The sequence below is a fragment of the Bacteroidota bacterium genome, from assembly GCA_036522515.1.
Taxonomy (GTDB): domain Bacteria; phylum Bacteroidota; class Ignavibacteria; order UBA10030; family SZUA-254; genus VBOC01.
Genome location: DATDFQ010000056.1, coordinates 325,942 through 349,531, shown reverse-complemented (window position 1 = coordinate 349,531; position 23,590 = coordinate 325,942). Strand labels below are relative to the sequence as shown.

General features: G+C 60.8%; 19 protein-coding genes. 10 read left to right on the top strand and 9 right to left on the bottom strand.

The genetic code is table 11. The annotated features are described in order from the left end of the window. Positions 1-4: 4 nt before the first annotated feature. The 4 genes from thpR to VI215_12060 are packed head-to-tail and all read left to right on the top strand — an operon-like array spanning position 5 to position 2,812. Positions 5-571, top strand: coding sequence for an RNA 2',3'-cyclic phosphodiesterase (gene thpR, locus VI215_12075; protein ID HEY6193050.1), 567 nt, complete (start codon positions 5-7; stop codon positions 569-571). Between the two features lie 19 nt (positions 572-590). Then, a complete protein-coding gene (locus VI215_12070; GenBank protein HEY6193049.1) occupies positions 591-998 on the top strand; it encodes a response regulator in 408 nt (135 codons plus the stop codon). Positions 999-1,051: 53 nt separating this feature from the next. Then, positions 1,052-2,143: a recombinase RecA gene (gene recA / locus VI215_12065; protein HEY6193048.1), complete on the top strand. Its 1,092-nt coding sequence runs from the start codon at positions 1,052-1,054 to the stop codon at positions 2,141-2,143. Between the two features lie 24 nt (positions 2,144-2,167). After that, positions 2,168-2,812 (top strand): RecX family transcriptional regulator, encoded by a 645-nt coding sequence (locus VI215_12060; protein HEY6193047.1) that lies wholly within the window; start codon positions 2,168-2,170, stop codon positions 2,810-2,812. 11 nt (positions 2,813-2,823) lie between these two features. Here the strand turns inward: VI215_12060 and VI215_12055 are convergent, their stop codons facing one another. From VI215_12055 to VI215_12040, 4 genes are all read right to left on the bottom strand, one after another. Continuing rightward, a complete protein-coding gene (locus tag VI215_12055) occupies positions 2,824-6,717 on the bottom strand; it encodes a PAS domain S-box protein (GenBank protein HEY6193046.1) in 3,894 nt (1,297 codons plus the stop codon). Positions 6,718-6,773: 56 nt separating this feature from the next. Beyond that, a complete protein-coding gene (locus tag VI215_12050; GenBank protein HEY6193045.1) occupies positions 6,774-7,400 on the bottom strand; it encodes a response regulator transcription factor in 627 nt (208 codons plus the stop codon). A gap of 105 nt (positions 7,401-7,505) precedes the next feature. Beyond that, positions 7,506-8,087, bottom strand: coding sequence for a biotin transporter BioY (locus tag VI215_12045; GenBank protein HEY6193044.1), 582 nt, complete (start codon positions 8,085-8,087; stop codon positions 7,506-7,508). Positions 8,088-8,095: 8 nt separating this feature from the next. Then, positions 8,096-8,965: an alpha/beta fold hydrolase gene (locus VI215_12040; protein ID HEY6193043.1), complete on the bottom strand. Its 870-nt coding sequence runs from the start codon at positions 8,963-8,965 to the stop codon at positions 8,096-8,098. Between the two features lie 332 nt (positions 8,966-9,297). Between VI215_12040 and VI215_12035 the strand changes: the two genes are divergently transcribed. The 6 genes from VI215_12035 to VI215_12010 all read left to right on the top strand — a co-directional run bounded on the left by VI215_12035 (position 9,298) and on the right by VI215_12010 (position 19,140). After that, positions 9,298-13,650, top strand: coding sequence for a YCF48-related protein (locus tag VI215_12035; GenBank protein ID HEY6193042.1), 4,353 nt, complete (start codon positions 9,298-9,300; stop codon positions 13,648-13,650). Positions 13,651-13,873: 223 nt separating this feature from the next. Further along, on the top strand, positions 13,874-14,965 hold the full coding sequence (locus VI215_12030; GenBank protein ID HEY6193041.1) for an efflux RND transporter periplasmic adaptor subunit: 1,092 nt from the start codon (positions 13,874-13,876) through the stop codon (positions 14,963-14,965). Positions 14,966-14,977: 12 nt separating this feature from the next. Then, entirely contained in the window at positions 14,978-16,210 is a 1,233-nt protein-coding gene (locus VI215_12025; protein ID HEY6193040.1) for an ABC transporter permease, read from the top strand. A gap of 51 nt (positions 16,211-16,261) precedes the next feature. Beyond that, positions 16,262-17,503: an ABC transporter permease gene (locus VI215_12020; protein ID HEY6193039.1), complete on the top strand. Its 1,242-nt coding sequence runs from the start codon at positions 16,262-16,264 to the stop codon at positions 17,501-17,503. A gap of 24 nt (positions 17,504-17,527) precedes the next feature. Further along, on the top strand, positions 17,528-18,046 hold the full coding sequence (locus tag VI215_12015) for a putative metal-dependent hydrolase (GenBank protein ID HEY6193038.1): 519 nt from the start codon (positions 17,528-17,530) through the stop codon (positions 18,044-18,046). Next, the gene (locus VI215_12010; protein ID HEY6193037.1) at positions 18,043-19,140 is read left to right on the top strand and encodes a hypothetical protein; all 1,098 of its coding nucleotides are present in this window, start codon (positions 18,043-18,045) and stop codon (positions 19,138-19,140) included. The genes VI215_12015 and VI215_12010 overlap by 4 nt, the downstream gene beginning before the upstream one ends. Before the next feature lie 118 nt (positions 19,141-19,258). Here VI215_12010 and lptB read toward each other — a convergent pair whose 3' ends face one another. From lptB to VI215_11985, 5 genes are read right to left on the bottom strand one after another with little or no spacing between them, the layout of a single operon-like run. Further along, a complete protein-coding gene (lptB, locus tag VI215_12005; GenBank protein HEY6193036.1) occupies positions 19,259-20,008 on the bottom strand; it encodes an LPS export ABC transporter ATP-binding protein in 750 nt (249 codons plus the stop codon). After that, entirely contained in the window at positions 20,005-21,294 is a 1,290-nt protein-coding gene (locus VI215_12000; GenBank protein HEY6193035.1) for an OstA-like protein, read from the bottom strand. The genes lptB and VI215_12000 overlap by 4 nt, the downstream gene beginning before the upstream one ends. After that, positions 21,287-21,832: an LPS export ABC transporter periplasmic protein LptC gene (gene lptC / locus VI215_11995; GenBank protein ID HEY6193034.1), complete on the bottom strand. Its 546-nt coding sequence runs from the start codon at positions 21,830-21,832 to the stop codon at positions 21,287-21,289. Before lptC ends, VI215_12000 begins: the two co-directional genes overlap by 8 nt. Next, entirely contained in the window at positions 21,829-22,815 is a 987-nt protein-coding gene (locus tag VI215_11990) for a KpsF/GutQ family sugar-phosphate isomerase (protein ID HEY6193033.1), read from the bottom strand. The genes lptC and VI215_11990 overlap by 4 nt, the downstream gene beginning before the upstream one ends. Next, entirely contained in the window at positions 22,812-23,588 is a 777-nt protein-coding gene (locus VI215_11985; GenBank protein ID HEY6193032.1) for a hypothetical protein, read from the bottom strand. The genes VI215_11990 and VI215_11985 overlap by 4 nt, the downstream gene beginning before the upstream one ends. Between the last annotated feature and the right edge of the window lie 2 nt (positions 23,589-23,590).

Here is a 23,590-nt window from a genome sequence, read left to right as displayed (position 1 = left end):
CGGGATGGGATCGATCCGCACGTTCATCGCCTTCGACACGCCTTCCCCGGTCCGGGATGCGATGATCGCCCTCCAGGAGGCGCTCGCGGAGGCGGATGCCGACGTCCGATGGGAATCGCCGGAAAAATCCCACACCACTGTCAAGTTCCTGGGAGCGGTCGATGAATCCATCCTCCCGGGCGTCCTGGCGGCGACGGGCTCTGCCTGCCGCGAATTCCGTCCGTTCGAGGTCACGTACGAGGGGATCGGCGCCTTCCCCGACCGGCGCCACCCGAAGGTGATCTGGATCGGATGCCGGAACGACGACGGATCGCTCGCAAGCCTCAAGAGCTCGCTCGACAGGGCCCTGGCTTCCTTCGGGTTTCCAATCGAGGACCGTCCCTTCCGCCCGCACATCACTCTTGGCCGTGTGCGCGGGCCGCGGGGCCTGCGCAACTTGACTCCCAAGCTGGAAAAGCTTACCTTTGAACCGCGGAAGGAAACTATCTCCGAAATTCTGGTTATGAAGAGCGTGTTGAGACCTCAGGGAGGGGAGTACTCAGCCTTAACGTCACTTCACCTGCACTCATAACAGCATTCTCTTGACACGTATGGTCGAACGATCCAGAGGCAAGACCAAGACCGTTCTGTTCATTGACGACGAGGCGCCGTGGCTGAGCATGATCAAGTCTGCGGTTGAGAACGCCCCGTTCGAGGTGGTGACCGCGGACAGCGGCGAGTCGGCGTTGAGGAAAATCAGGAAAAAGAAACCCGATCTCATCCTCAGCGACGTGCGAATGCCAACGATGAACGGATTCGACCTTTTTGAAAAAATCCGGAGCGATCCCCGCTACCGCGATGTCCCCTACGTGTTTATGTCCTCGATCGACGACTACGACGCCCGGCGGACCGCAAAGGAAATCGGCGCGGACGATTACGTGGAAAAACCGATCGACACCGAGCAGGTCGAGTCGATCGTCCTGAAATTATTGACACGATTCAAGCACCACGCCCCGTAAGGACTGCCGCAAACAGATGCCTCAATCACCCACTCACCCCTAAGGAGGTATTCATCGTGGAAGAAACAACGAACAGGGAGTCCCGGCTGCAGGCGCTGCGGATCGCGATCGAACAGATCGAGAAGCAGCACGGCAAAGGCGCGATCATGAAGCTCGGCGAGGGGCCGATCGCAAAAATTGAATTCATTTCGACCGGTTCCATATCACTCGACGCCGCCACCGGCATCGGCGGGATTCCGCGGGGCCGGGTCGTGGAGATTTTCGGTCCCGAGGCGTCCGGCAAAACGACGATCTGCCTCCACGTGATCGCCGAAGCGCAGAGGAAACACGGGATCGCGGCGTTTATCGATACCGAGCACGCGCTGGACCTCGGCTACGCGAAGAAACTCGGCGTCGACGTGAACAACCTGATGCTCTCCCAGCCCGAATACGGCGAGCAGGCGCTGGAAATCGTGGAGACCCTCGTCCGCAGCGGAGCGCTCGACGTGGTCGTCGTCGATTCGGTCGCGGCGCTCACTCCCCGCGCGGAAATCGAGGGAGAGATGGGCGACCCCACGATGGGCGTCCAGGCTCGCCTGATGTCGCAGGCCCTGCGGAAGCTCACTGCGGCGATCAGCAAATCGAAAACTACCGTGATCTTTACGAACCAGCTCCGCCAGAAGATCGGCATCATGTTCGGAAATCCGGAAACCACGACCGGCGGCAATGCCCTGAAGTTTTATGCCTCGCTCCGCCTCGACGTCCGCCGCATCGAGGCGATCAAAGACGGCCAGAACGTCGTCGGCAACCGGGTGAAGGTCAAAGTGGTGAAGAACAAGGTCGCCCCCCCGTTCAGGGAGGCGCAATTCGACATCCTCTACAACGAGGGGATCTCCAGGCTCGGAGACCTCATTGACATCGCGGTCGACCAGAACGTGATCACCAAAAGCGGATCATGGTTCGCTTACGGACCCGAACGGATCGGCCAGGGGCGGGACGCGGTGAAGCGGTATCTGCAGGAAAACGAGAAGGTTGCCAGAGAGATCGACCAGGTGATGCGGAGGAAGCTCGGCTTGATCGAAGAGGACGGGCAGGCGAAGCACGTAAAAACCGAAGCGCCCCCCCCGAAGCTGGAGTCGTCGCTGAAAAAGCCCGCAAAGGTCTGACCACCGGGGGACGATCGCCCGCTCATGATCGTGACGAACATCGAGCGCCGGAAACGGGACCGCCGCCGGGTGGACCTGTTTATCGACGGTGAATTCGCGTTCGGCCTGAACGAGGAGGTGTTGCTCCGGTCCGGCCTCCGGAAGGGTGATTCTCTCACCGGGGAGGAGCTGGACGGGATCCGGGCTTCGCAGGAATCAAGTCTTGCCAGAAACCGCGCGCTGAAGCTGCTCAGCGGGCGACTCCGGAGCGAAGCCGAGCTCAGGACCGACCTCCTCGAACATGAATTCCATCCCGCCACCGTCGAATCCGTCATCGAACAGTTGCGCCAGCTCCGGATGCTTGACGACAGGCGTTTCGCGCGGGCATTCGTTCACGACGCGCGCATGCGAAGGGCGCTCGGCCGCATTCTCTTGCAGCTGGAGCTCCGGCGGAAGGGCGTCCCCGAACAGGTGATACGGGAGGTACTCGACGCTGCGGCGCAGGACGAGGAGGAGGCGGTTGCCTTCGAGGCGGCTTCCAAACTTCTCAAACGGTACCGCTCTTCCCGGAAACAAAGCCCGACCGACCGGCAACGAAACCGGGCGGCACAGTTCCTCGGCCGCAGGGGATTCGACTGGCAGACCATCACGGCGGTGATGAACAGGCTGTTCGGCGAAGACGCGCCCTAGCCGGCTTCGCGTCACTCCCGCGAGGGCGTCCCCACCGGCAGCCGGATCGAGAACGTCGTCTTCTCTCCGGGGATGCTTCGCGCCTCGATCGTTCCCCGATGGCTTTCCACAATCCACTTCGCGAGAGCGAGTCCGAGCCCCGTCCCCTGCTCCGCGCTCTTCTCCGATTCCCCGCTCCTGAACGGATCAAAGATATGCGGCAGGGTTCCGGGGCCGATCCCATCGCCGGAATTCTCGATTTGAAAGAGAAGTTCGCTCTCCCCGACCGTGTACATGAATCCGATCCGGCCCCTGACGGGAGTATATTTGATCGCGTTATCGAGCAGATTGAGGAGGACCTGGCGAATCTGCTCGGGGTCCGCGTGGATCGAAGCGCGGGGCCCTTTTTCGAACACGACAGAGATTTTCTTTTCACGGGCCAGGAGGAGGGATTCGCGGTGGAACTCCTTCAACAGGTGGTAGAAATCGATTTCCTGAACAGCAGGCCTGGCGGTCCCCGCCTGCATTCTGCTCAGGCTGAGGAGGACATCGACGACGTGGCTCAGGTGGAGGATTTCGTCGTATGTTGAACTCAGGGTTTTCCGGAGCGATGCGGCGGAGAGGTCCGGTCGAAGGGCGTTTTCCAGCTGGCTCCGCAGGATCGTGAGCGGCGTGCGCAACTGGTGCGAGGCGAGGGAGGAAAAGCTGAGGGTCTGCTGCGCCCGGGTCCGCAGCATGCCGATGACCTCGCTGATATCCCGCGCAAGGTCGTGCTTCCTTTTTGCCGGATCGGTGCTGTACGGGTCGTGGTTCTTGACGGGGACCGGCGGCAGTTCCGCGGAGGCCTCAAACAGCCGTTCGATCTTGCTCGCCGCCTCCCAGAGAACATCCTCCGCCTTCCGGATGTCGCTGATATCACGAGCCACGCCGATCAGGCCGAGAAGGGTGCCGTCGGTGTCCAGAATGCGCGAAGTGTTCAGGTAGACCGGAAACTCCTTTCCGTCCTTCTTCCGGTTGAGAAGCTCACCGGTCCACCCTTCCGACCGTGTGTGCTCGAAAATCTGGGCCGAGATTTCCGCGGGGTTCCTCGGAGAACGGAGAATCGCCGGATCGGCCCCGAGGATCTCCTTCTCCGAATAGCCGTACGCGCCCAGGAATGCCTTGTTGGCGAAGATGATCCGGTTCTCAAGGTTCGTTATACAGATCATCTCCGTCGTACTCTCCAGCGCCTGCGCGAGCAACCGGATCTGCTTTTCTATCCGTTTTCTCTCCGTGATATCGATGATCGAGACGAGCACCCTGGAGTAGGTTCTCTCGTTCCCGGGACCGACCGACCATTTCAGATAGATGTCGATCCGCTTGCCGAGCGAGGTGGTATTGATGTCCTCGCTTTCGAACTCCGTCAGCCCGCCGGCGATCGCCACGAGTTCCTCGCGGAAGACGTCGTAGGAATCGCGGCTCAGGACTTTCCGGAGGCCGGCAAAAAAATCGGACGTGCTCCCGGCCTCATACATGCGGAGCGTCGCCTTGTTCACCTCCACCACCCTGACTTTCGCGGCGCAATCCGCCACCGACTCCGGATGAGAACTGAAATAGGATCTGAAGTCCGAGACCCCCTCCTGTCTTAACCGGTCGATCTCCGCTTTGACTTCCGAAAAGTCCTCCTCCCAGAGAGAGATGGGGGAGTTTTCGAAGAACCCCCGGTATCGCTCCCGGCTCCGGCTCGTCTCCTCCTCGGCGTGTTTCCGGTCGGTGATGTCCGTGGAGATGCCGCAGATTGCGAACGGACTCCCCGATTCGTTATACAGCGGAACCTTCAGCGATATGTACGTGTGCGGCCCGTCGTCGTGGGGGGCAGTCTCCTCCTTCTCAAGGGCCCCTCCGCTCCGGAGAACCTCCAGGTCGTTCACCCGGAACTGCCTCGCCATGGGAGCCGGGAAAAGATCCTGGTCTGTCTTTCCGACGACGGCTTTGCCCGAGACATGGAACAGCTCCCCGAAACGCCTGTTGACCAGGAGATACCGGCCGTCGGTGTCCTTGACATAGACGACGGCGGGGGAATTGTCGATGATCCCCTGGAGAAGCTGCTGCGCCTCGATACGCTCATGGATCTCCTCCGCGAAAGCCTTGTTGACCACCTCCAGCTCGGCGGTCCGTTCCCGGACCCGTTGCTCAAGTTGTTCGTTCAGGAGCTTGATCTCGAGTTCCGTCTTTTTTCGCTCCGTGATATCCCGGATCGCGGCGATCACGAGGACGCCGTTATCCGATTGGCTCGGGCTCAGGCTGATTTCGACCGGAATCTCGGAGCCGTCCTTCCGGAGACCGAACAATTCCATCCCCACTCCCATCGGACGGACGTGCGGATCGGAGACATAGGCCCGGCGGTGCTCCGCATGTTTCGCCCGAAACCGCTCCGGCAGGAGAAGTTCGAAGTCGCGCCCGAGCAGCTGCTCGCGCGCAAACCCGAAGAGCCGCTCGGTCTGGGAGTTCACCAGGCTGATGCGTCCCGCCCTGTCCACGATCAGCATCGCGTCGGGCGCCGATTCCAGCAACTCGCGGAATTTCCCCTCGAGGAGGGTCCGCTCGGTGATATCCTGCGCCGTGCCGGCCAGGCGCAGCACTTCCCCGGCGGGCGATTTGAACACCGCCCCCTCCCCATGCACGACGCGGACCGTCCCGTCCGGACGGATGATGCGGTGATCGTGAGCGAACGGCTCCCCCGTGCGAAGGGATTCTTCGATCCCCTGCTTGATCATGTGCCGGTCGTCCGGATGAACGGACCGAAGGAACGACTCGTACGTTCCGGCGAACCCGCGGGGGTCGAGTCCAAATATTGCATAGAGCTCATCCGACCATGTAATCTTGTCGTAGAGGACGTCCCACGACCAGCTTCCGATGTGCGCCTGCGCCTGGGCTTCGCTCAGCATCTTGTTGGCCTCCGTCAACTCGAGCGTCCGCAGGCGGACGCGCTCCTCGAGCTCATCCCGGCCGGTTCGCACGGAGTCGAGTGCGACTCTCCGCTCGGCGCTCGCGGCGGCGAGGGTGAGCGTCGTGAGCGTCAGGACGCCCATGAACATCTGCAACGAAATCAAGCGGTCGCTGAGGCTCACGCTCGTAAACGGTCCCGCACCCGCCGCGGTGAACCAGACCGCGATGATCGAGAGCAGGAAGGTCGAGCTGGTGGCGCCGCGCTGCTCAAAGCGGAGAGAAGCCCAGATCAGGACGGGGAAGATGCAGTACGGCCGGAAGTAGCGTCCGAGCGCGGGACCGAACCAATCGCCGAAATTGAACGCGGCTGCTCCGATCAGAATGACAACGAGGAAGATGGCTTCGAGGAAACGGGGAAAGGGCAACACCGGGCCGCGTGCCGGAAACCAGGCGAGAATCAGGGGGCAGAGGACGAGGGCGCCCAACGCATCCCCCACCCACCAGGCAATCCAGGTGTACGCCGCATTGGAAGCCGGGACAAGGCCCGCCGCCGACAGGGTCGCCACACCGGCGGTCGCGCTCACGATCGTGCTTACCAGGACGCCGAAGATCACAAACCCCAGGACGTCCTGAAGCCGCTCGAACGAGTTCCGGAATCCGAATGCCCGGAGGAGGTACACGGCGGCAACCGCTTCCAGCATGTTTCCCGTTCCAATGGAGAGTGCGGCAAGGAGCGGTGCGCCGACCGAAGCGTTTACCAGAAACGCCCCCAGGAGGATTCCGGGCGAGAGGCGGTACCCGACGAGGAGAAGAAGCGCAAGCGAAATTCCGGTGGGCGGCCAGACGAGCGTGGCAAAGCCCGAGACGGCGCCGATCGTAAGCCCGAGCCTTCCCAGGCCGAAATAGAGGGCCGCGAAGCCAAGGATTTCGAAGATGCGTCGGATCCAGAGAGGCATGTTCAGGCTGATCAGGGAGGGGGGTTCAGTTCCGGGCCCCACCGTCCGCCACGGGAGGCGTCCGGGAGATCAGGCACGGCGGGGCAGCGAGTGCTCTCTCAGTCGTCGACAAGGATAAACCCTTCACCGTGCATGGTGTGGATGAGTTTCTTCGGGTATCCCTTGTCGACGGACTGCCGCAAATAGCTGATATACACATCGACGATGTTGGTTCCCGTGTCGAACTGGTAACCCCACACCTGCTCGATGAGCCGTTTGCGTGTCAGAATCTGATTCTTGTTTCTCAACAGGAATTCGAGCAATGCAAACTCCTTGTCGCTGAGCGATATCCTCTGCCCGGCCCGCTCCACGGTTCGCTTCACGACATCCATCAGCAGATCCGCAGCCTGCAGAATCGATGTTTTCGAGGAGCCCGAGCGGCGCACGACGGCGTCGATCCGGGCCTGGAGTTCGCCTGAGTCGAAGGGCTTGATGAGATAGTCGTCCGCTCCCAGTTTCAACCCTTCGATCCGGTGTTCCACCCCATCCACGGCCGTGAGGATGAGAACCGGCGTCATGTAAGAATCAGCCCGGAGATCGCGAAGGACATCGAGGCCGGACTTCCTCGGGAGATTGAGATCGAGAACAATGAGATGGAACTCCCCTCTCCGGGCTCTCTCTTCAGCCGCAACGCCATCTCCCGCAATTTCCACGGTGTTTCCGGCGCGCTCGAGCTGCTGCTTTATGGAACGGGCGAGCTTCTTCTCGTCCTCGACAAGCAGGATTCGGATACCCTGTCTCCCTTTGTGCTACGATAAGTTGGGTTGCCTCTACGCGGACGCAGCGTCGCGTCACGACCGGCGCGATGATCCTCCGCTCCAGCGGCGGGCGACGAGGACGGCCGCGGCAAGCTTGAGGAGATCCCACCATGAAAATATCAGGAACCCGTTGACGATCGCACCTGCAACATCGTGATAGTAAAGAAGTCCCAGCTGGAGGGTCCCGACACTGAAGATAACCAGGAGCCCGCAGACCATCCCGGCAACCGTCGAGAACATGCTTCCGTTCCGGCGGACTATCCAGCCGGCCACGAGCGCTGCGAGAGGAAAACTCAGGAGATATCCCCCGGTCGGCCCCGCGAGGACGGCGAATCCCGCTCCCCAGTGCGCGAAGACCGGAAGACCGATCGCTCCCATCGTCAAATAGAGGAGCTGGCTCACCGCTCCCTTGCGGGCCCCGAGCACCGCAGCGGAGAGGAGAACGAAAAACGTCTGAAGCGTATAAGGAACCGGCTGGTGCGGAAGCTCGATCTGAGCGCCGATCGCCGTTCCCGCCGCAAAGGCGAAGACCAGTACCGCCTGGATGGCCGTGGACCGGCTGTCAATTGTACCCGGCGGATTTGCGAGGACTGTCCCGTCATGATGAGGTTGCATGTCTGCTCCTACGTAGTGAGATTGCGGTGTATCCAATCCGCCGTGAGTTCAATGATGCCGTCCAATGTCCTGTAAGAATCCGCCGTTTCCGAGGCCGCATTATAGAGGTGCCCGACCTTCTCAAGCAACAGGTACTCGGTAGTGGCCCGGGCAGAGACCGCATACAACGCTTCCGCCTCCCTGTGCGGAACCATCACATCGGCTTCACCGTGGAGAATGAGCCACGGAACTGCGACCCTGGAGGCCGCATCGAGGACGCTCAGCGCGCTCCCGTGCTCTTCGAGATCTTCCAACAGGGTGATGCCGAGCCGAAGGGGACTCGCCGTGGTATCTCTCGACAACGGGAGATATCCGTTGGCTCTCCATCTCTCCTTCTGGTGGGCGGTCCATCGATCGAACGTCGAGACTGCGGACCAGCTCACGAGCGCGGCTACCCTCCGATCGAAAGAGGCGCGGACAATGGCAATGCCTCCGCCCCGCGAGTGCCCGAGAAGAACTATTTTATCACTGTCAATGACACCCGATCCCAGCCGCTTCTCCCCGACGGCCTCGATCACCGTCCCGAGATCTGCGAGTTCCTGCGAAAACGTGTTGGCCGCAAACCGGTCCATCCGGGTGATTCTCGCGCCGTCCCCGTTGACGCCGTTCTTTGAGAAGTTGAACGTGATCGACGCAAAACCCCGTCGCGCAAGCTGCTCGCCCAGGCGGGGGAAAAAGCCCCAATCCTTGAAGGCCATAAAACTGTGGCAAACGATGACGACCGGCTTGTGCGGGAAGTCGTCCCTGGAGTATCGCAAATCGCCCCGAATCGGATCCTGGCCTGAATTCAGCAGTTCGAATGACTCGTGAGCGAGGAGAGGCCCGACCATCGTGACCATAATACGAAATCGTCCACCCCTTGTCAAGAATGGGGGGTGATGCACTTTCATCCAATTCCCTCAACCGGTACACGTTGTAGGGGCGGGGCATGCCCCGCCCGGCATTTCGGATTCCAGAATCCTTTCGGGCGACGCATGCGTCGCCCCTACCGAAACGGGCAAAAATCCGGACATTTTTAATGTTCCGGTCTTGAGATTCAATAATGCATTCTCTATATTGGTTTTACAGGTGTACTCCCTTCATTTAAGCCCAAGTATCGAACTTCCGGGGATCCGCGCGGTAGATCGGGAGGCAACGGTTTTCTGAACCAAATCGCAGGGGCAAGGGAACTATGAAACGGTTTTTGCTGATACTTTCGTGTGTGATCCTCTCTTTCCGGCCGGCGTCGTCCCAATCGACTCCATGGCAGTGGATCAATCCGCTCCCGCAGGGGAACCTCCTTAACGGCGTTTGGGGGATCAACGCGAACACCGCTGTCGCGGTGGGCGACCTCGGCACAATCCTGCGGACCACAAACGGCGGCAGCACCTGGAATGTCGATTTCAACGCCGCGGGGATCGTCGAGCAATTATTCGCTGTCCAATTCCTCTCCGACTCGGTCGGCTGGGTGGTGGGCGAATCCGGCAGGATTCTGAAGACCACGAATGGGGGGCTCTCGTGGAGTATCCAGAACACGGTCACCCCCTACGATCTCTACGCGATCAATTTCATTTCCCCGACCACCGGATGGGTCACCGGGTTTCAGGGGACAATGCTGAAAACGACGGACGGAGGGGCGACCTGGAACGTGCAAAACAGCAGCACGACCTCGACGCTCTATTCGCTCTTTTTTTCATCCGCGTCCGCCGGATGGGCCGCGGGGGTGAACGGCACGATCGCGAAAACCACCGACGGCGGGGCCACCTGGACCCATCAATCGATCGGTTCGAATCAGCCCTTCTTCTCGGTCACCTTCACCTCCCCCGTTGTCGGATTTGCTGTCGGAGCGTTCGGTCTCATGTACAAGACTACCAACGGAGGGACTTCCTGGAGCCCGGTGGTCAGCGGCACCAACCTCAGTCTCTACGGCTTGCAATTTACCTCGTCGTTAAACGGGTGGGCGTGCGGCGAGTTCGGGAGCATCATCAAGACCACAAACGGAGGCGCCTCATGGTTCACCCAGCAGACCCCGACCTATAACGACCTCTTCTCGCCGCGCTTTGTTTCGCAGACCACCGGCTGGGTGGTCGGGGATCTGGGAACGATGCTCAAGACCACCGACGGCGGCACGACATGGATTTCGCAGTCGAACGGGGTGAAGGAACTCATCAGCGCTGTCTCGTTCCCCGGGGTGACGACCGGATTCGCCGTGGGCGATGTCGGGACGATTGTGACCACGACAGACGCGGGGATGACCTGGAGCCTGCTGAGCAGCGGAACCTTTCAGAATCTCTACGGAGTCTATTTCCTCAACAATACGACCGGCTTTGCGGTCGGTGACAGCGCCAATATTCTCAAGACGACGAATGGCGGCGCAACCTGGCTCGTTCAGCACAGCCACACCGATCCCACCCTCTACTCCGTGCATTTCGTGAATTCCACCACCGGTTGGACCGTGGGCGACCTGGGCACAATTCTCGCCACCAAGAACGCCGGCGTGACGTGGCTGCCCGAGACGGCGCAGACCTTTCAATCGCTCCTCAGGGTGAAGTTCGCCAACACGCTCACCGGTTGGGCGGTCGGTTACGGCGGAACGATCATCAAGACGACGAACGGCGGCACGACCTGGATCAACCAAAACAGCGGGACCCCCCAGGCTCTCTATTCCCTGGAGGTGATCGACGCGAACACGGTCTATGCCGGCGGCGACTTTGGCGCGCTGGTGAAGACCACGAACGGCGGTGCGACCTGGGTATCGCATCCGACGAACACGGACGCGACCCTGTACGGGCTCTCCTTCTTTTCGCCCACCGTCGGGTGGGGCGTCGGAGACGACGGAACGATCGTGAGCACGACGGATGGAGGCGCAAGCTGGAACCTTCCGTACAGTCCGACCACCAATACCCTCTTCGAGGTGCAGGTCCTGAAGACATCTTCCGGGGGAGTCGTGTTCGCCACCGGCCTGGGCGGGACGATCATCTGTTCGGCAATTTCCCCCCTGCCGATCAGAACATGGACGGGCGCGTTCGATTCGCTCTGGTCGAGTCCGGGGAACTGGAGTCCCCCCGGCGTGCCCGATAAGGCGGACAGCGTCGTCATTCCCTCCACGGTCAACAAGCCCGTCTTCCGATCGGTCCTGCAGCAGGTGGACATCGGCGGATTGGCGATTGCGGCAGGTGCGAAACTCACGATCAGAAGCGGGCTCGCCAACCTTCTCGTCAAGGGAAGCGTCAGCATGTTCGGGACGCTCGAAATCGACCCGGCCGCTTCCCCCAAGATCACGGTGGGAGGAAACTTTTCCACGTTTGTGGGAGGGTCGTTCATCCCCGGCAATTCGACCATCATCTTCACCGGCCGGGGGCAGATCAAGGGATCGTTTAACAGCATCGTCCTGAGAGAGAACGCCAGCATGTCGACACTCGGGAACATCAGCATCAGGGACGGCGTCACACTCCTTTCGAATTTGAATCAGCGCTCGATCGACACGCTGACGATGTTGAACCCGGACCCGGCCTCCCTCGACGGGCCTGCATTCGTCACGGCCGGAACGATCAAACGCGCCCTCAGGCATGGATCCTCCGCCCCCTACCGCTTCGAGAGCCCGGTCACCTATCTGCAATTCTATCCCGTCGGGGTCACCCCGGATACCGTGTTCATGACGACCTATCCGAACCTCCTCCCCCCGGGGCTCCCCGATTCGATGTTCGCGAAGCGGTATTATACAACCACCCTTGTGGGGGGCAGCAATTATGAGGCAAGCATCTCTCTCCGGTATGACAGCGCCGAATCGCCGGTGGCGATCAACGACCTTTCCCTGTTCCGCGACTCCGCCGGGGTGATCTTCGACCTGGGGAGCACGGACTTTCTCGACTCCGATGTGGTGGCTGTTTCCCTTGATTCTGTCAGGTCTTTCTCAAAGTGGTATCTCGGACGGTACGATTACGTGCCGGTCCATCCGTTCGCGTTCCTCGACACGCTGACGATCACCGATCAGGGCAACGCGAGCGGCCAGCTCCTCATCGGCGCGGAAGCCGGCGCGACGGATGGGATCGACGATGCGTTCGGAGAGTTCGAGCTGGGCCCGACCCCCCCGGCCGGAACGTTCGACGCGCGGTGGGTTATTCCGCCCACCCGGGGAACGAGCGTCGACATACGCAACCTGTTCGAGCCGTCCGGCCCCCAACGCGTCTATTCGTTCACGATCCAACCGGGACCCGGCGGGTACCCGTTTACGATCACCTGGAACCGGTCGCGCCTCGCATCCGGTACCTTCTTCCTTCAGGATCAGGCAACGCAAGGAGGACTCTATTCGGTGAGCATGAAGCTTCAGGGCTCGCTCGTTGTGTCGAACTCCTCCGTGAAGACGCTTCAGATCGTCCAGAAACCCCCCATCTATTATTCCTTCAATCAATCGTGGAACCTGATCGCATTTCCGCTCACGCGGACGGGCAGCACGACAAGGATCAAGCTCTTTCCTTCCGCAAGTTCCCCCCTCTTCGGTTATAGCGGGAGTTATTACATCTCCGACTCGATGCGCAACGGTCCCGGATACTGGATCAAACTCCCGGCGAGCGGAGTTACCGGGTTCGACGGGTCGGCGCGCACCGCCGACACCGTCACGGTAGCGGACGGCTGGAATCTGATCGGATCGATTTCCAGTCCCGTGGCGCGCGGGAGCATCGTGCAGGTCCCGCCGGGCATCGTCACCTCGAACTATTTCGGATACACAAACGCCTACACGGTGGCCGACTCCATCCGCCCCTCGAAGGGATACTGGGTCAAAGTGCGGGGTGGCGGAAAACTCATCCTTTCCTCTCCGGGCCCCGCCGACAAGCAGGCGGCGGAGCCACCCGCATCGGAACTGCTCTCCCACCTGAACCAGCTCAGGATCGACGACCGGCACGGGCACCGGCAAACCCTCTACTTTGGAAAAGCGACGGCCTCCCCGGACGCCATGTCATGGTTTGAACTTCCGCCTCCTCCGCCGGGTCAGCTCCTCGACGCCCGGTTCACATCGGGAAGCATGGTGAAACTTCTGTCCGATACAGCCCGGTCGTTCGAGATTCGCATACAATCCGAATCCTATCCGGTTTCTCTCACCTGGAGCCTCTGCCAGGACGAAGTCCGGTCGATCTCCTTCGCAAACGGCAACCCGGGCTCACTGTCCGGCTCGGCCCGCACGGAGCGGGAGGGAAGCATCGATATCGGCGAACCCGCCGCGGGGGTTGTCGGCGTCCATCTCCAACTTTCGGCCCCCCTGCCGGCGCATTTCTCGCTCAGGCAGAATTATCCCAATCCCTTCAACCCGACCACGTTCATCGAATTCGACCTGCCAGTGGATGCGAGCGTCTCGCTCACAGTCTACAATCCGATCGGCCAACAGGTTGCGGTGCTCACCGATCACCAGAAGTTCTCCGCGGGGAGCCATACGGCGATTCTGAACGCGGCCGGGCTCGGGTCCGGGGTCTATTTTTACAGGATGGAAGCGACCGGCAACGATCGGACGGTGTTCCGGCAGGTGAGGAAACTGGTCGTTCTGAAATAATCCCCGACCCGGGGCTCCCTTTCCGTCCTGTCATCCTGAGCGTAGCGAAGGATCTCAACGCTTCCGGCAGGGAGATCCTTCGGTCGCTGCGCTCCCTCAGGATGACACAGAAACGCCCAGGATGACACCCCTCCCCGCAACATTTCCACCCCCCACATCGTACCATGAACTGCCACTCCCCCCCCGGCGATAAGGGGTTTCCGCTCATCACGAGTAGACCGCCATGAAAAAGAAAATCCTGATCTCCTCCGCATTCCTCGTCGTCATAGCGGCGGGCGCCTTTTTCCTGCTGGGGGGATCGAAAAACTCCTCAGATACCCTCCTCCCGAAAGTGAAAGTCCAGAAAGGCAACATCGTCGACAAGGCCCTCGCGGTCGGAACGATCGAGCCGGAAAACGAGATCTCCATCAAGTCGAAGGTGTCGGGCGTGGTGAAGCATATCTTCGCCGACGCCGGAGCGCACGTGAAGGAGGGGCAGCCTCTCCTCGAGGTTCGCCCGGATCCCACCCCGTTGGAGCTTGCGGGCGCCAAGCGGCAGGTCCAGCTCGCGCAGGTCGACCTGGACAACCTCACCAAGGACGACGTGCGGCAGGAGTCGCTGGTGAAGAAGCAACTCATCTCCACCAGGGAGTATGAAGAGTTTCAACGGCAGTTCCAGGGATCCGCGCTCAGGTTAAAAATAGCCAAGGAGCAGCTCGCGCTTTTGGAAAGCGGGCGCGTCAAGATCGACGAGACGGAGATCGAGTCGATCGTGAAGGCCCCCATCGAGGGGCATGTGTTGAGCAAGACCGTCGAGGTGGGCGATCCTGTGACACCCCTGACCACCTACCAGGAAGGGACCGTCCTGATGAAGATGGCAAGCATGAACCAATTGCTCTTCAAGGGAAGCGTCGATGAGATCGACGTGGGCAAACTGAAGGAAGGGATGGTGGCCGAAATCAAAGTCGGCGCGCTTCCCAACGACACCGTGAAGGGGTTTCTTCGCAAGATTTCCCTGAAGGCGGAGAAAAAGGAAAACGCGACGGTCTTTCCGATCGAAATCGTGATACCGGCCGGCTCCAAGATCACGCTGCGTGCCGGTTATTCCGCGAGCGCCAGCATTATCATCCAGAGGAAGGATAGCGTCCTGACGGTTCCGGAGCGGACCGTGACATTCCGGAACGACTCCGCGTTCGTGAAAGTTGCGCTTGCGGACGGAAAGGAAGAGGAGCGAAAGATCAAGACCGGGCTCAGCGACGCGATCAGCGTCGAGGTGCTCTCGGGTCTCAAGGCGGGCGACGAGGTGCTTGAAAAGCCCGTGAAAAAGATCGAGTAGGCGAATCCGGCCATGGATCGGCTGCTGACAATCGTCTCCGAGTTTCTCGTCGACCTCCGGGCCCAGAAACTGCGGGCGTTTCTGACGACCTTCGGCATCGTGTGGGGGACGGTCGCCATCGTGGTGCTGATCTCGTTCGGGGTCGGGTTTAAGAAACAGGTCGCCCAGAACATGCACGGCGTCGGTGAACGGATCGCCATCATGTTCCCGGGCAAGACGACGAAAGTCTTCGAAGGGTTCGGGACCGGCAGGCCGATCAGCTTCCTTGAAGAGGACGCGCACCTGCTGGCGACGGAAGTGAAAGGGATCGACCGGATCAGCCCCGAGTACAGCAAGCGCGACATATCCGTCCGTCTCGGGAAAAACATCCTGATTCCGCTCGTCACGGGCGTCTACCCTGTCTACCACGAGATGCGGAACATCATCCCCGCCGCCGGGGGCCGGTTCATCGACGAACCGGACATGCAGAGCCGGCGCCGAGTGGCATTCATCGGCAACAAGGTCAAGGAATTTCTCTTCGGCGAGTCGGAGGCGATCGGAAAGCTCATCGACGTGGGGGGGATCCCGTTCACCGTCGTGGGGGTGATGATCAAGAAAACCCAGAACTCCTCCTACAACTCCCGCGACCAGGACCGGATCTTCATCCCCGCCAGCACGTTTTCAGGCATCTACGGGGACATCCATGTCAACAACATCATCTTTACGCCCCGGGATCCAAGGGAAGCGGAAAGCGTGATTACCGGCGTCCGCGAGGTCCTCGGCAAGAAGTACAAGTTTGATCCGGCCGACAAGGACGCCATCTGGGTATGGGATACGACGCAATTCGATAAATTTCTCTTTTATTTCTTCCTCGCATTCAATATCTTCATGGGGTTGATCGGGAGCTTCACGCTCGGGGTCGCCGGCATCGGGGTCGCAAACATCATGTACATCGTCGTCCAGGAACGGGTTCGCGAGATCGGCGTCAAGCGGGCCGTGGGCGCGAAACGGTCGAATATTCTGACCCAATTCTTTCTGGAGACGTTTTTTTTGATCGGATCGGGCTCGCTGATCGGATTCGCGACCGCGTTGGGGATCCTCAAGCTGCTTCAGTACATCCCGATCAAGGAGTTCGTCGGGACGCCGGAGCTCTCCTGGGAGGTGGTGGTCGCCACCGTCTTCGTCCTGTCGATCGTCGGGCTCGCAGCGGGGCTGATGCCGGCGAAGCGCGCGGCGAACCTCAACGTCGTCGAATGCCTCCGATGAACCTCGCGGACGCGCTCCCGAACCGGTATGACAATCCGTCCCTGATCCGCCATGTGGGCTGAATTACTCAAGGAGTTTTTTCACGATTTGAAGATCCACAGGGTGCGGGCGTCCCTCACTCTCGTGGCGATCGCCTGGGGGACGATCTCGGTCGTCCTGCTCCTCTCGTTCGGGGAAGGCCTCGGCAACCGGCTGCTCAACGGCGAAATGAACGCCGGCAACCGGATCATGATCGTGTACGGCGGTCAAACGGGGCTCGCCTTTGAAGGGCTCGCGAAAGGGAGGCGGGTACGCCTCTCCGAAGACGATGTCGATCTGGTGCGGCAATCGATCCCCGGAATCGAGATGGCAAGCCCGCAATACCGCGCGGGGATCACCCTGACATACGGGAAATCGTCGACCACCACCGAGTGCGAGGGAGTCAATTCTGCCTTCGAGGAAATGAGGCGGATGTATCCCGTGCTGGGGGGCCGGTTCCTCAACGAGGTCGATGTCGCGGAGAGGCGCCGAACGCTTGTCCTCGGCTCGGAAATCGCGAAGGACGTCTTTCACACCGCCGATCCGATCGGCAAGACGGTGCTCGTCGACGGCACTCCGTACACCGTCGTCGGCATCATCCAGAATAAGCTGCAGACGAGCATGAACAACGGACCCGACTCGAGGAGGGCGATCATCCCCTATACGACCCTCCGGAGCGCATACGGGAGGACGAACGTCAACTCCCTGGTAATACGCCCTTCCGATCCCGGACAGCAGGAATTCATCAAGGCCCAGTTGTACCAGGTGCTGGGAAAAAAGTATAAGTTCGCTCCCGACGACGAACGGGCGCTCGGAATCTGGGATTTCATCGAAGACGAGAAAATCGGACGCAAGATCAATCTCGGCCTGTCGATCTTTTTGGGTTCGGTCGGAGCCCTCACGCTCCTGATCGCCGGGGTGGGCGTGGCAAACGTCATGTACGTCGTCGTGAAGGAACGCACCCGGGAAATCGGAATCAAGCTCGCCGTGGGCGCCCGGCGGCAGTACATTCTCGCGCAATTCATCTTTGAGTCGCTTCTGATCGCCTTCATCGGCGGCGCGGCCGGGATCCTTTTTTCCTGGGGGGTGATTTCGGCGGTATGGCTCTTTCCCGCCGACGACGGCCCCATGCAGTTTCTCGGACGTCCGATCCTCTCCCCGGCTGTGATGATCGTGACGACGACAATACTGGCCCTCATCGGGCTTCTGGCGGGATTCTTCCCCGCGCGGAAGGCGGCCAGCCTCGACCCTGTGGAGTCCCTGCGTTACGAATAACGAACTATCGAGAGGAGTTTTCCCATGCCCGACCCACGCTATCCCATCGGTCCATTTGAGAGGCACTCATCCATCGACGAACGTCTGCGGAGCACATTGATCGGCCAGATCCGGGAGGCGCCTGCCAGACTCCGGGAAGCGGTCAGGGGCGCATCCGAAGAGCTGCTTGAAACGCCCTACCGCCCGGGCGGTTGGACGGTCCGGCAGGTCGTCCACCACCTGGCCGACAGCCATCTTCATGCGTATCTCCGGTCGAAGTTTATCGTGACCGAGCGCGAGCCGACCGTCAAACCGTACGACCAGAGCGTATGGGCGGAACTTCACGATGCCAGGAAAGCCCCGGTCGAGCTCTCGCTCGGACTGCTGGATGCGGTGCACAACCGGTGGGTGCTGTTCCTTGAGTCTCTCGAACCCGCCGACTTCTCACGCACATTTCACCATCCGGAACATGGCGACGACCGGCTCGACGGGTTGGTCGACCTCTATGCCTGGCACGGGCGCCACCATGTCGCGCAGATCGAATCACTGCGCGGGAAGCGGTGACCGGAACCCGCCGCGCTTTTCGAGACACCCTCCTCATCCTGGCGATCAGCGCCGCCCTGTTGCTCCTGGCGGAACTGTTCGTACGCCTCTTTCTGCCGCAAGATTACCGTACGACTTCCGTCAACGGTCTGTCTCTCGGAATGGACGACAGCGTGCTCGGGCATCTGAACAGGCCCGGGGCGCACCTCGTTCTGGAGGGCCCCGAATTCTCCGTCGACTACCGGGTGGGAGATCAGGGGTTCCGGGATACCATCGTTCACACTCCCGTGAAACCGGACAGCCTTCTCCGGATCCTTCTCCTGGGAGATTCATTCGCCTGGGGGGCCGGGGTGGAGTACGGGGGGATATGGCCGGTGGTCTTCGAGCGGGCGTGCGCCGGGGCGGGGATGCGCTGCGATATCATAAAGGCGGGGGTCTCCGGGTACGACACCAGGCAGGAAGTCCTCTATCTGGAGCGCCTCCTCCCGGTCTACAAACCCGACGCGGTCATCCTCGCCTTTTTGCCGAACGATCTTGCGACCAATCTGCCGGTCGCCGGAAACGATTCGCTCGAAACGCTTCAGGCCCTTAAACAGGATTCACTCCTTGTCAGGAACCAGGGGGACAAGGATTCCCGGCTGCAGCTCGTCTCGTTGCTGAAGCGACTGCTCCTCTCGAACGACGCCTTCTATTCGAAACTCTACTTCAACACCGACCGCTCACAGTACTTCGCACTCCCGGCGAACGACCGGCTCAGGGGGCAGATGGAAGTCACACGTCAACTTCTCGCGAGGGCGCTCTCCTTCTGCCGGGCGAACCAGACGGCCTTCGTCGTGTTGTCGATTCCGCAGCAGATCCAGGTGCTGGTGAAGGCGGGGGGGAGTGCGCCGGAGGGCATCGACGTCGATTTCGTCGACAGGGAGTTTTCGTCGTTCGCGCACGATCATTCCTTCGCATGGATTCCGGCCCTGCCCGCGCTTAGCGAACGGTACCGGACCGCGCATACGGACCTTTTTTTCCGCCTGAACGGCCATCTGAACAGGGAGGGAAACGCTGTGGTGGGGAGGGTTCTGTTCGAGAAGTTCGGAGAGGCGATGAGGATGGGGCGCAATTGATCTGCCGAACCGAATAAACGCAGCCTAAAGGCTGCGGCTACCAGGCCCGAGGAATCGGTAGGCGCGACCTTCAGGTCGCGTATCGACGGCGCAACGAATCCAACCCACTACCCGCCTCTCAATCATACCTGTCCAGCTTGAACTTCTCCCCCAGGTAGAGCCGCCTCGCATCGGGATCGTTCGCAAGGAACTCCGCAGATCCGGATTTGATGATCTTCCCCTCGAAGAGGAGGTACGACCGGTCCGTAATCGAGAGCGTTTCATGGACGTTGTGGTCCGTGACAAGGACCCCGATACCCCTGTTCTTGAGGTCATGCACGATTTTCATGATATCCTCCACCGCGATCGGGTCTATTCCCGCGAACGGTTCATCCAGGAGAATGAACTTCGGATCGGTGGCGAGGGCGCGGGCGATTTCGGTCCTGCGCCTCTCCCCACCTGAGAGCATGTATCCCTTGCTTTTTGCGACCTGGGTGACGCCGAAGTCCTCCATCAACTGTTCGCAGCGTTCGCGGCGCGCCGAGCGGGGCGTTTCGGTGAGCTCGAGCACCGCGAGGATATTCTCCTCCACGCTCAGTTTCCGGAACACCGACGCCTCCTGGGACAGATACCCGATTCCCATCCTCGCCCGCTTATACATCGGCTCGCGGGTGATCTCCAGTTCGTCGAGGAAAACCCGCCCGAGCGCGGGCTTGATCATCCCCACGATCATGTAAAACGTCGTCGTCTTGCCGGCACCGTTGGGTCCAAGCAATCCCACCACCTCACCCTGTCTGAGCTCCACACTCACGTTTTCCACGACGAGACGCTTCTTGTACCTCTTGCACAAACCTTCGGACCGGAGCGTACGCACGGCTGGAGTCGTCACCGGGCCCCCTCGGGCTTGCGGGAGGGTCTTTTTGCGGCCTCCCGCCAGTTGAAGCCGGGCAGATTCTGTTCGGCCTCCTTGTGCCTGACCATTTTCTCCGGCAGGTACTGCCCCTCCGGCCCGGCGATCACTTTCAGCTCGTCCAGCCGTCCTTCCTTAAAGAGGATCGTCACGCGATCCCCCGACGCCTTGTTCAACCCGTTCGGGCTCTTCCCGTCAAATAAATAGTAGAGGCTCGTCGCAGTCTTCTCCACATCGATCCGCTGGATCGCTTTCCCCGCGAAGCTCAGGATGATCTCCTGTCCGCTCATCTGGTTGAAGCGGGCCGGGTAGAGCGAGTCCGCCCTCGAGACCGCGAACGCGTCACCCCGAACCGTAATCGTCTCCGGTCTTCGTTCTTTGAGCCGGATAAAGATGGAATCACCAGAAATCTGATTGTCCTGGGAGCGGTCTGCCGCGTACCAGACGAACGGCGACGTTCGCAGGATGATGCTGTCGCGCTGAGGATAAAAGATTGCGACTCCCGACTCCGCGGCGAGCGTACCCCGCACGATGTTCACGCTGTCCCGCGCCACCAGGCGTTCAAGCGTGTCCTGGTAGGATTCCATGACGCCCCCGGTCACGACCATGGTATCCCCGCCTCCCCCTGAAAGTGTGTCGATCTGTAGCAGCTTCGGGTGCTCCGTCATCCTGCTGAAGCGCTGCCGCTTGAAGTCCTCGAAGTGGTTTCCGGAAACCGTCATCCGGTTCCGTGGGCTCATAATCCGCACGTTTCCGGTTGCGTCCGAGTGCTCATCCGCACGGTCGTACCTGAGCTCGTTCGCCGTCATGATCGAGGCCGTATCCTGGACCCTCACGTTTCCCCGGAAAAAAGTTTTTTTCTCCCTGGAGAAATACTTTCCGTACTCCGCCGTCACGGAGGTGTTCCGGTCCTCGACCACCACATGGTCGAAGGCTTCCGCACTCCTGTCGTTGCCGTAGTACATTCCCCGGGTGCACAGCATTCTCATGCTGCTGTCTTCCACCACCACTTCCCCTTCGAGGGAGATCTTGTTCGCCGCGATATACTGCATCGCCCTCCTGCATGTCACAACGGTGGACCCCTGCGTGAACTGGACGTTTCCGATCAACTCCTTCACCTGCTCCCCGTTGATTTCCCTGCCGACGAGACTGTCTGCATGGTTCAGCACGACGACCTTTCCCGCCTCCTGCGCCCTCCCGTTCGATGCGAGGCAGGCCGCAAGGAAGAGCAGATGCGGAAGAAGGACCGTGCGGAACTCATTCATTCGTCTTGGCTTGTCCGGTCACTTTGAGGATCGTGTACTGCTTCAATCCCTGGTCTGATTCCAATCCGTGACCCTGGATATGTTCCGTCGGTGAGGTGATATCGACAAAGGCCGGGGTGGTGACCTTTTGAGTGGCGTTGCTCCAGTAGAGCACCTCGGTCCGGAGCGTCCTGCCGCTATCGGACACCACGACGACGCTGTCATGCGCCTCAAAATCGTGCGTCACGTCATTCACCCTCCCCCATCGCGCGGTCAGGACGGAAGTATGCCGCTCGTCCCGGTCGAAAAAATCGACCACGATGCCCGAATCGAGCCGCGTCATCCGCTTGTCGTTGAACATCGAGATATGCCCGGCGCGGAGGATGGCGGTCGTCCTGCCGGAGTCGGTGAACGTGATCGACGCGTTCCAGCTTTCCTGCGAGGGAACGTCCTGCCCCATGCCGACCGACGAGACGGGGGGCTTCACTCTCTCCTCCGTGCACCCGGTGAGAAGAACGGCCAGCGTCAGAATCCCGGCCGACGTGGACGAACCCGTCAAGGGGTTTCCCCGCCCAACCCTGCTTTCACGAGCTCGTGGAGATGAACCATCCCCACCGGCCGGTTCGCCGCGTCGACCACGATCAACTGCGAAATATTGTGCGTCTCCATTTCCTGCAACGCCACCGCAGCGAGAACGTTCTCCGTGATCGTTTTCGGGTGCCGCGTCATGACCATCTCGGCGGTGATGTCTGTGACGTCGCCCGCTTTCTGGAGAAAGCGGCGGAGATCACCGTCGGTGATGATGCCGAGGAGTTTCCTGTCCGCGCCCACCACGCACGTGGCCCCGAGCCGCTTGGAGGTCATCTCGATGATTGCGTCCCGGATCGGAATATCCCGCCGCACTTTCGGCACGGCGTCGTTCTTCACCATGAGCTCGCCGATTTCGAGCAGGAGCCGCCGGCCGAGGGAACCGCCCGGGTGATACCGGGCGAAGTCCTCGACCGTAAAATTCCGTTGGTCCAGAAGGGCCATCGCGAGCGCGTCGCCGAAGACAAGCGCCGCGGTGCTCGAGGAGGTGGGTGCAAGATCGTAGGGACACGCCTCCTCCCTGACGCCGGCATCCAGCACGATGTCCGAATGCTGTGCGACCTTGGAGTTCCGCGTCCCGACCATCGAAATGATCGGCACCCCGATGCGCTTGAACATCGGCAGCAAACTCTGGAGCTCGGCGGTATCGCCGCTTTTGGAGATGCAAAGCACCACATCCTCCCTCCGGACCATCCCCAGATCGCCGTGCAGAGCGTCGGACGGGTGCAAAAAGAGCGAGGGTGTGCCCGTGGAGTTGAACGTCGCCACGATCTTGCGCGCGACGTTACCCGACTTTCCCATGCCGGTGACGACCACGCGCCCCTTGCAGGAGAAGAGAAGCTCGACGGCGCGCGCGAATGAGGCGTCGATCCGGCGCTCGAGCGCTGCGACCGCCTCCGCCTCGATCCGGACGACCTCCCTCCCCTTCTTAATGATCTTTTTCTGGGTTGTCATTTTCCGGTGAATAGTTTGAGAAGTCCATGGCCGAAACCGCGCTTCTCCTTGCGGTCCGCTTCGATCGTCCCGGAAACGTGAACCTTTGTCCTGATCTTGTTGTACGTCAAGAAGGCGTACGCGAGATCGGAATCGGAGAAGCGGGGCAGGTCGGTGAACAACCGCCGCGAGTTGAGCGCAATTTCCGGCTCCCGAATATTCTTATGGAGCATCAGCTCGTTATAAAAATTGGTTACCGGAATGAGCCGGTTCACCCCCGTCGTTGGATCGTACACCCAGAGGCGCCGGTCGGTCGCACACAGCGCAAGGACAAGCCGGCCGGCTTCGGGGGCGGTCGAGTGCATCGGAACCTCGCGAAGGCCCTGGCCGCATTGAGGGCACGCATCCCCCGGGTTCCAGAGGGAATAGGTCCATCTCGCGCGTTCTTCGAGCTGCGAAGGGATTTCGCCCGTCCCGTGCCCGACGATCTCGATCGATATCTGCTCGTCCATCATCTCACGGAGCGAAATGGAAACGATTCCGCCGGAGGTGTCGATTGCCCCGTACGCGAAGAGCGGCGCCAGCGGGCTTGAAAAATCGGGCGCCGTCCCCGGATGTCCGAGTATGAGTTCGCCCTCACCCCGCCTTCCCTCGCCCAGGACGAGCATCCCTCCGATGAGATCCCGGTACGCCCGGTAGCCCGGCCGGTCCGCCGGGAGAACCCACTCAATCCATTCGCGCTCGCGGACCAGAAGCGGTCTGGGAAACTGCATATCGTTTCGAGCTTCGGTCATGC